The sequence below is a fragment of the Streptomyces sp. NPDC054849 genome, from assembly GCF_053610945.1.
This window is the reverse complement of the sequence record NZ_JBSGZI010000033.1, coordinates 19,628-28,074: the sequence shown is the minus strand read 5'-3', so window position 1 is coordinate 28,074 and position 8,447 is coordinate 19,628. Positions and strand designations below refer to the sequence as shown.

9 protein-coding genes and 1 riboswitch are annotated in these 8,447 nt (G+C 72.6%); of the genes, 3 read left to right on the top strand and 6 right to left on the bottom strand.

What is annotated here, in order from left to right:
* The first annotated feature begins 198 nt into the window (after positions 1–198).
* Positions 199–462, top strand: coding sequence for a (2Fe-2S)-binding protein (locus ACWGIF_RS17030; protein WP_453497700.1), 264 nt, complete (start codon positions 199–201; stop codon positions 460–462).
* A 45-nt stretch (positions 463–507) separates the two neighbouring features.
* On the opposite strand, the gene bfr is transcribed toward ACWGIF_RS17030, so the two are convergent.
* A complete protein-coding gene (gene bfr, locus ACWGIF_RS17025) occupies positions 508–984 on the bottom strand; it encodes a bacterioferritin (protein ID WP_030010525.1) in 477 nt (158 codons plus the stop codon).
* A gap of 173 nt (positions 985–1,157) precedes the next feature.
* Between bfr and ACWGIF_RS17020 the strand changes: the two genes are divergently transcribed.
* Complete coding sequence (locus ACWGIF_RS17020; protein ID WP_374773596.1) at positions 1,158–1,790, top strand: sulfite oxidase-like oxidoreductase; 633 nt, start codon at positions 1,158–1,160, stop codon at positions 1,788–1,790.
* A gap of 133 nt (positions 1,791–1,923) precedes the next feature.
* Here ACWGIF_RS17020 and ACWGIF_RS17015 read toward each other — a convergent pair whose 3' ends face one another.
* From ACWGIF_RS17015 to thiO, 5 genes are all read right to left on the bottom strand, one after another.
* Positions 1,924–2,781 (bottom strand): deoxyribonuclease IV, encoded by an 858-nt coding sequence (locus ACWGIF_RS17015; RefSeq protein ID WP_453497697.1) that lies wholly within the window; start codon positions 2,779–2,781, stop codon positions 1,924–1,926.
* Positions 2,782–2,790: 9 nt separating this feature from the next.
* The gene (gene pknB / locus ACWGIF_RS17010) at positions 2,791–4,704 is read right to left on the bottom strand and encodes a Stk1 family PASTA domain-containing Ser/Thr kinase (protein WP_453497589.1); all 1,914 of its coding nucleotides are present in this window, start codon (positions 4,702–4,704) and stop codon (positions 2,791–2,793) included.
* 159 nt (positions 4,705–4,863) lie between these two features.
* On the bottom strand, positions 4,864–5,658 hold the full coding sequence (locus tag ACWGIF_RS17005) for a thiazole synthase (protein ID WP_453497586.1): 795 nt from the start codon (positions 5,656–5,658) through the stop codon (positions 4,864–4,866).
* Positions 5,659–5,663: 5 nt separating this feature from the next.
* Positions 5,664–5,864: a sulfur carrier protein ThiS gene (gene thiS, locus ACWGIF_RS17000; protein ID WP_053613156.1), complete on the bottom strand. Its 201-nt coding sequence runs from the start codon at positions 5,862–5,864 to the stop codon at positions 5,664–5,666.
* Positions 5,861–7,030: a glycine oxidase ThiO gene (gene thiO, locus ACWGIF_RS16995; protein ID WP_453497582.1), complete on the bottom strand. Its 1,170-nt coding sequence runs from the start codon at positions 7,028–7,030 to the stop codon at positions 5,861–5,863. Before thiO ends, thiS begins: the two co-directional genes overlap by 4 nt.
* A riboswitch (TPP riboswitch) is annotated at positions 7,028–7,139 on the bottom strand. (Overlaps the previous gene by 3 nt.)
* Positions 7,140–7,220: 81 nt before the next feature.
* On the opposite strand from thiO, the gene ACWGIF_RS16990 reads away from it, so the two are divergent.
* The gene (locus tag ACWGIF_RS16990) at positions 7,221–8,441 is read left to right on the top strand and encodes an NAD(P)/FAD-dependent oxidoreductase (RefSeq protein WP_453497579.1); all 1,221 of its coding nucleotides are present in this window, start codon (positions 7,221–7,223) and stop codon (positions 8,439–8,441) included.
* The last annotated feature ends 6 nt before the right edge of the window (positions 8,442–8,447 follow it).

The window sequence follows — 8,447 nt, the reverse complement described above, 5'->3', positions numbered from 1 at the left end:
ACCGTGCTTTCCGGGGCCGAACCTGTTACCTCCACCCGGATGGGAAGTTTCATTACCGTCTAAACCGCGTGGTGGGCGGTGGGGTGGCCCCCCCCCCCACTGTCGTATCCAGGGCTTTTAGGCGACCCTAACTTTGGGTACGGTTAGGTAAGCCTCACCGAACAGGGGATGGCTCGCCGAACCATTCCGCCCAGGGAGGTGAACCGCGTGTACGTCTGCTCTTGCTTCGGGATCACCGACAAGCAGGTCAAGGACCACGCGGCCGCCGGTGCCTGCACCCCGCGTCAGATCGCCTCGGCCACCAAGGCCGGGACCGACTGCGGCTCCTGTGTGCGCACCATTCAGGGCATCCTCGGCCGCGGGGCCTGCCCGCGCCGGGAGCTGCTGGAGAAGGGCGACGCGGCGTCGGTGCTCGCCGCCGACCAGCCGGCGCGTTCCTCCGAGCTGGCGGAAGCGGCTTAGAGCCCGGCCGGCTCGGCTGCCCGTTCCGTCGCCCGGCTCCGCCGTCTAGCTCGGCTGTTCGATCAGCTGCGCGATGTAGAGCGGCTCGCCCAGGGACTCGATGAGCTCAAGCTGGGTGTCGAGGTAGTCGATGTGGTGCTCCTCGTCCTCCAGGATCTCCTCGAAGAGGCGGGCGGAGGTGATGTCGCCCTTGCCGCGCATGACCTCGATGCCCCGCTTCAGCCGGTCGATGGCCTCGACCTCGACCTGCCGGTCCGCCTGGAACATCTCCGTCAGGGTCTGCCCGACGCGCACGTGGAAAAGGCGCTGGTAGTTCGGCAGCCCATCGAGCATCAGGATGCGCTCGGTGATCTTGTCCGCGTGCTTCATCTCGTCGATGGACTCTTCACGCGTGTACTTGGCGAGCTTCGTCCAGCCCTTGTTGTCCTGGATGCGGTAGTGCAGCCAGTACTGGTTGATGGCCGTCAGCTCGCCGGTCAGCTGCTCGTTCAGAAACTCAAGGACCTCGGGGTCGCCCTGCATCGCAGAGGCTCCTTCCAGGCAATGTCAGCTATGTGACGGGGCAGTTGCGCGCATCCTTGCACCGCCGCCGGAGGCCGTCCAGTAAGTGCCTCCTTAGTGGGAGTTACCGCGACTTGCCCGAATCGGCCCAGACCTGGTCATGACCACCCCGCCAAGTCTGTCACCATGGAGTCATGGGTCAGCCGGAAAGCCGGGAATCTCCGGAAGCAGAGCAGCTGGAGCTTCCTCCGGGGCAGCGGCTGCAGAGGGGCTGGCCGGTCACCCACTACGGGCCCGTACCCAAGTTCAAGCCGGACCGCTGGGAGTTCCGCGTCTTCGGCGCGACGGCCGACGGGGACAAGCACTGCTGGAACCACGAGGAGTTCACGGCCCTGCCGTTCGACTCCGTCGTCGCGGACCTGCACTGCGTCACGAAGTTCAGCATGCAGGGCGCCGAATGGGGCGGTGTGCTCGCCCGCAACGTCCTGGCCCTGGCACCGCCCGCGCCGCAGGTCACGCATGTGATGGTGTGGGCGGAATACGGTTTCAGCTCCAACATGCGGCTGGCCGACTTCGCCTCCGAGCGGACCGTCTTCGCCACCCACCAGGGCGGTGAACTGCTCACCGCCGAGCACGGGTTCCCGCTGCGGCTCGTGGTCCCGCACCTGTACGCCTGGAAGGGTCCCAAGTGGGTCCGCGGCGTCGAGTACATGACCGCTGACCGGCGGGGCTTCTGGGAGGAGCGGGGTTACCACAACATAGGCGACCCCTGGCGTGAGCAGCGCTACTCGTACCAGGAGGAGCCCGGCGAGGGCCCCGAGCTGTAAGGCTCGGTGCCGGCACCGGCCGGCGCCCCCGGGGACGGCCGTCCGGACGGCCCCCGGACGGCCGTACGCAGACCCACGCCCGTGGCGGGAGCCTCGCGCAGGGTGGGGCCCCCAGGGAAAAGGATGCGGTGGATCACTGCGGGCCGCGCAGCTCCTTCAGCAGCGCCACATCCGCAGCGTGCCCCTCCTTGCCGCCGGGCGTCTCGATGATCAGCGGTACACCGTCCATCGCGGGGTGCGTGAACAGCTCGGCGAAGGCCTCCCGGCCGATGTGGCCCTGACCGATGTTGGCGTGCCGGTCCTTGTGCGCGCCCACGCCCTCCTTGGAGTCGTTCGCGTGGACCAGCTTCAGCCGGCCCTCGCCCACGGTGTCCACCAGCAGGTCCAGGGTCACCTTCGTCCCGCCCGGCTCCGCAAGATCGTGACCGGCCGCGAAGATGTGGCAGGTGTCCAGGCAGATCCCGAGCTTCGGATGGTGGTCGAGCGCCTCGAAGTACGGCCCGAAGTCCCAGGTGCGCGAGCACAGCGAGGAGCCCTGCCCGGCCGTCGACTCCAGCAGCAGGAAGGGGTCGTCCTCGTGCGTCAGCTCATCCAGCAGCGGCAACATGTGCTCTCTGACCTGCGCGTACGCCGCCTCGCGCGGGCGGCCTCCGGTTGCCGAGCCGGTGTGCACGACCACCCCGAGTGCGCCGATCCGCCGGCCGCGGCGCAGCGAGTGGCGCAGCGACTCCACCGACTTCTCCACGGTGGCCTCGGTGTGCGAGCCGAAGTTGATCAGGTACGGGGCGTGCACGTAGGCCGGGACGGATCCGGCCGCGCACTCCTCCCGGAACCGCTCGTCCTGCGCCGGATTGCCGACCGGGGTGGCCCAGCCGCGCGGATTGGCGACGAAGACCTGGACGGCCTCGGCGCCCATCTCCCGGGCGTAGGTGAGACCGACCGAGGCGAGCCCGCCGGCGACGGGGACGTGCCCGCCCACTGGATTGCGTATCACTGCGCCTTACAGCCCCTTGGTCCTGATGGTGATCGTGCTGCCCTCGGGGGCGTTCAGTCCGGCCAGCACCGACTGGCTCTCCACCGTGTTGCTGAACGAGATCAGCGGCCGGTCCACCTTCACCTTGAAGCCCGCGGCCTCCAGGATCTTGCGCGCCGCGTCCACGTCCTGGCCGGTCACGTTCGGGACGGGGAGCTGGCGGGGGCCCTTGGAGACCGTCAGCGTGACCGTGTCCCCGGCAGCGGCCTGGGTGCCCGCGCCGATCGACTGGTTGGCGACCGTACCGGCGGCCGAGGGGGCGTTGACCTGCTCGGGGGCGGTCAGGACCTTGAAGCCCAGACCCTCCAGCGTGGACTTGGCCTGGTCGGCGAGGAGCCCGGTCACGTTCGGCACCGGCACGGGGCGGCCCTTGCTGACGACGAGCGAGACCGCCGTGTCCGGCGCCCGCCTCTCGCCGCCGGCCGGGTTGGTGCTGATCACCGAGCCCTGGGCGACCTCCTGGCTGAAGGCCTGCGTGACGATGCCGGGAGCCAGGCCGGCCTTCGTCAGCTCGGCCTTCGCCTCCTCCAGCGGCCTGCCCTTCAGGTTGGGCACGGCCACGACCTCGGGGCCGCGGGAGATGGTCAAGGTCACCGCGCCGTTGCCGCGGATCCGGCGGCCGCCGGCGGGATCGGTGTTCATCACCGTCCCGCGGTCGAACGATTCGCTGAACTTGCGCTCGACCCCCTTCACCCCGAGCCCGGCCTCGGACAGCTGCGAACGGGCCTGCGCCTCGCTCTTGCCGAGCAGGTTCGGGACCTTCGTGAACTGGCCGGAGTTGATGTACCAGACGCCGGTGCCCAGCCCGAGCGTGAGCAGGACGCCCGCGATGATCAGCAGCATGCCACGGCGGGGCCGCCGGGTGGTGGCCGGCCGGTGCGCGGGCGCAGCGGGCGGCGGGGGCGGCGTCTCCAGGCGGGAGGTGTACTGCATGGGCTGCTGCGCGGCCACCGGGCGCGGGATCACGCCGGTGCGGTCCTCGGCCGACGAGCGCTCCTCGGCGCGCGCCTGCGGAGGTACGGCGTCCAGCTCGGCGTCGCTGAGCAGCGCGCGGGCCCCGCGGGCCAGGCCGAGCAGGGCGGCGGCGTCGTAGGGGCGCAGCTCGGGGTTGCGGGCGGTGGCGTGCGCGACGAGTTCGTCGAGCCCGACGGGGAGCCCGGGGACCGCGGCGGAGGGCGGCGGGACGTCCTCGTGGAGGTGCTGGTAGAGCACCTGCGCGGGAGTGCCGCCGAGGTGGGGCTTGGCGCCGGTGAGCATCTCGTACAGGACGACACCGCAGGCGTAGACGTCCACGCGGGTGTCGGTGACGCCGTTCGCGATCTGCTCGGGGGCCAGGTAGGAGACCGTGCCGAGGACGGAGCCGGTGGTGTTGGTGACCGAGTCGACGGACCGGACCAGCCCGAAGTCGGCGACCTTCACCCGGCCGTCGTCACCGATCAGGACGTTCTCGGGCTTCATGTCGCGGTGGACGAAGCCGGCCCGGTGGGCGGCGCCGAGGGCGGCGAGCACCGGTTCGAGGATGTCCAGGGAGGCCCGGGGCTGGAGCGCGCCGCGCTCGCGGAGCACGTCGCGCAGGGTGCAGCCCGAGACGTACTCCATGGCGAGGTAGACGTACTGCCCGTCCGTGCCCTGGTCGAAGACGGCGACGACGTTGGGGTGCGCGAGCCGGGCCACGGACTTCGCCTCGCGGATGAACCGGTCGACGAAGGCGGCGTCGGCGGCCAGGGCCGGGTGCATCACCTTCAGGGCGAGGACCCGGTCGAGTCGGGTGTCGACGGCCCGGTAGACCGTGGCCATGCCACCGGCCGCGATGTGGGCGTCGATGCGGTAGCGGCCGTCGAGCACGCGCCCGACGAGAGGGTCTTCCAGGGTCGTATCCACCCGGCGATTCTACGAGCCGGTGGGAGGGGGTCGGCGTGGACGGGTCGGCTTGCAGCGCACCTGTGACGTCAGGTGCGGGTCCGGAGCCCCGGTCTCTCCGCCTCGCCGGCGTTCGGGGCGCGGGCTCCGGGGCGGCGCCCCGGGAGGCCGCGCCGCAGGTCAGAACGCCGGGCGCTCCGGGTCCAGCGCGGCGCGGCCCTGCGCAGGAGAGGAGGCTTCGGCGAAGCGGCGCTGGGGGATGCGGCCCGCGCGGAAGGCGAGACGGCCCGCCGAGACGGCGTCCCGCATGGCGCAGGCCATCAGGACCGGCTCCTGCGCCCGGGTCACCGCCGAGGCCAGCATGACCGCCGCGCAGCCCAGTTCCATCGCCAGCGCGGCGTCGGACGCCGTGCCCGCCCCCGCGTCCAGGATGACGGGCACGGACGCCCGCTCCCTGATCAGCTCGAAGTTGTGCGGGTTGCGGATCCCCATCCCCGACCCGATGGGGGAGCCCAGCGGCATGATCGCGGCGCAGCCCACGTCCTCCAGCTTCCGTGCGAGCACCGGATCGTCGTTCGTGTAGGGGAGGACCGTGAAGCCCTCGTCCACCAGGATCTCGGCGGCGTCCAGCAGCTCGACGCCGTCGGGCAGGAGGGTCCGCTCGTCCGCGACCACCTCCAGCTTGATCCAGTCCGTGCCCAGCGCCTCCCGGGCCAGCCGGGCGGTGAGCACGGCCTCGCCCGCCGTGAAACAGCCCGCCGTGTTCGGGAGGACCGAGATGCCCAGCTTCGACAGCACGGACAGGACGGAGCCCTGGACCGTGGGGTCCAGCCGCCGCATCGCGACCGTCGTGAGTTCCGTTCCGGACGCGACCAGGGCGCGTTCCAGGACGTCGAGGCTCGGGGCGCCGCCCGTGCCCATGATCAGGCGGGAGGAGAAGGTCCGGCCGCCGAGTGTGAGGAGGTCGTCCGCCATGGCGCTCAGCCTCCCTGGACCGCGGTGAGGATCTCGACCCGGTCGCCGTCGCCCACCGGCGTGGCCGGCCACTGCCCGCGCGGGACCACGGTCTCGTTGAGTGCGGCGGCGACGCCGGAGGGGGCCGCGGTCAGGGTGGCGACCACCGTGTCGAGGGTGGTGCCGGCCGCGACCTCGCGCGGCTCACCGTTGACGGAGATGGTCATGCGTACGACTCCTGACGTGCGGCGGAGAACCGGCGGGGGCTGAAGGGGCGTGCGATCTGCGGCAGTTCGCCGGTTGCCAGCAGCTCGGCGAGCACGTCGCCGGTGAGCGGGGTCAGCAGCACCCCGTTGCGGTAGTGCCCGGTCGCCAGGTGCAGGCCCGGCAGGTCGGTCGGGCCGAGCAGCGGGGCGTTGTCGGGCGAGCCGGGACGCAGCCCGGCCCGGGTCTCGGTGAGCGGGAGTTCGGTGATGCCGGGCACCAGCTCGTGGGCGTCGCGCAGGAGTTCGTAGACCCCGCCCGCGGTGACCGTGGTGTCCCAGCCGAGTTCCTCGCTGGTCGCGCCGACGACGAGTTCGCCGTTCTCACGCGGCACGAGGTAGACGTGGCTGCCGCGCACGACCGCCCGTACGGTCCGCGAGAGGAACGGCGCGTACGCCGCCGGCACCGTGAGCCGCAGGACCTGTCCCTTGACCGGCCGTACGGGGGCCACGACCTCCGGCGGGACGCCCGCCAGCCGGCCGCTGAGCGAGCCCGCCGCCAGGACCACCTGGCCCGCGCGCAGCTCCGTACCGTCGTCGAGCAGGGCGCCGGTCGCCCGGTCGGTGGTGGTGAGCAGCCGTTGCGCACGCGCTCGGTGCACGGTCACTCCGGCCCGCTCGCAGGCGGCCAGGAGGGCGGCCGCGAGCCGGCGCGGGTCGACCTGGTGGTCGCCGTCGACGCGCAGGCCGCCGCGGACGCCCGGGGCGAGCATGGGCTCCAGGCGGCGGCACTCGCGGCCGGTGAGCCACTCGGACTCCAGGCCGCAGCGGCGCTGCAGGGCGTGCAGCTCGCGCAGGTGGAGGCGGTCGTCGGCGTCGAGGGCGACGGCGAGGGTGCCGCAGGCCCGGTAGCCGATGTCCAGGCCGCCGCTCGCGTCGGCGAGCTCGGCGGCGAACTGCGGATAGCGCGCGGCGGAGGCGAGGCCGAGGCCGAGCAGGGCCTCCTCGCCGTAGTGCAGTTCGGTGACGGGGGCGAGCATGCCGGCCGCGACCTGGGCGGCGCCGCCGCCGGGTGACGGGTCGGCCAGTACGGTGCGCAGTCCGCGCGCCGCGGCCCGCCAGGCGGTGACCAGGCCGATGATCCCGCCCCCGATGACGAGGACGTCGGATCCCTTCCGAGATGAGTGCATGGGCGTCCAGCCCCTCCCTTCGCCGGCATGACCCGGATCAGGTTCGTACGGTCGGAGGCCGTCCAGCCTCCCTCTCAGCCCGGTGCGCCGGACTCCCGCGATAGGTACGGTGGCCAGACTAACCCGGCCGCGGACGGCGGGTAAGGCGGCACCTATTCCTGACGGAGCGTCAGATGATTAGGGTGGCCGGGTGAGCGAGCAGACGGAAAAGAATGAGCGCGGCGTCGTGATCGTCGGCGCCGGAATGGCCGGTGTGCAGACCGCGGTCGCCCTGCGCGAGCAGGGCTTCACCGGCCCCGTGACCCTGCTGGGTGCCGAACCCCACCAGCCCTACGACCGGCCCCCGCTGTCCAAGGCGGTGTTGCTCGGCAAGGCCGAGGACTCCGCCTTCGACGTGGACTTCGAGGGACTCGGCATCGAACTGAGGCTCGGCACGGAGGTCACCGGACTGCGGGCCGCCGACCGCGAGCTGGACACCGAGGCGGGCCCGGTCCCGTACGGGGTCCTCGTGCTGGCGACCGGCGCGCAGCCCCTGACCCTGCCCGGGACCGAGGGCGTCCCTGGCGTCCACCTGCTGCGCACGCTGGACGACGCGGCGCGGCTGCGCCCGGTCCTGGCGGCGGCCCCCCGGACCGTGGTCGTCGGGGCGGGCTGGATCGGCGCCGAATTCGCCACCGCGGCCCGGGAGGCGGGCTGCGAGGTGACCGTGGTCGAGGCGGCCGACCGGGTGCTGGCGGGGGCGCTGCCCGCGGAGGTCGCCGAGCCGATGGCGCGCTGGTACGGGGAGGCCGGAGCCCAGCTGATCACCGGGGCGAAGGTCGCCGGGATCGGGGCGGGGAAGGTCCTGCTCGCGGACGGGCGCGCCCTGCCCGCCGGGGCGGTCGTCGTGGGCATCGGCGCGCGCCCCGCCACCGGATGGCTGGCCGGGACCGGGGTGGAACTGGGCCCCGACGGGTCGGTCACCGCGGACGCGTATCTGCGCACCTCACTGCCCGGGGTGTACGCGGTCGGAGACTGCGCCTCCTTCCCGTCGGGGCGGTACGGGACGCGGCTGCTCGTGCACCACTGGGACAACGCACTGCAGGGGCCGAGGTCGGTCGCGGCGAACATCCTGGCCGGGGAGCCGGCCGCGGTGTACGACCCCGTGCCGTACTTCTGGTCGGAGCAGTTCGGGCGCTTCGTGCAGTACGCCGGGCACCACGGCGGGGCCGACACCCTGCTGTGGCGCGGGGACCCGGACGGGGCGGCGTGGTCGGTGTGCTGGCTGCGGGGCGGCGCCCTGGTCGCGGTCCTGGCCGTGGGCCGGCCGCGTGACCTGGCGCAGGGCCGCCGCCTGATCGAGGCGGCGGTTCCCCTGGACCCCGCAAAGGTCCGCGACCCCGCGACCCCGCTGAAGTCGGCCACCGCCTGACGGCCC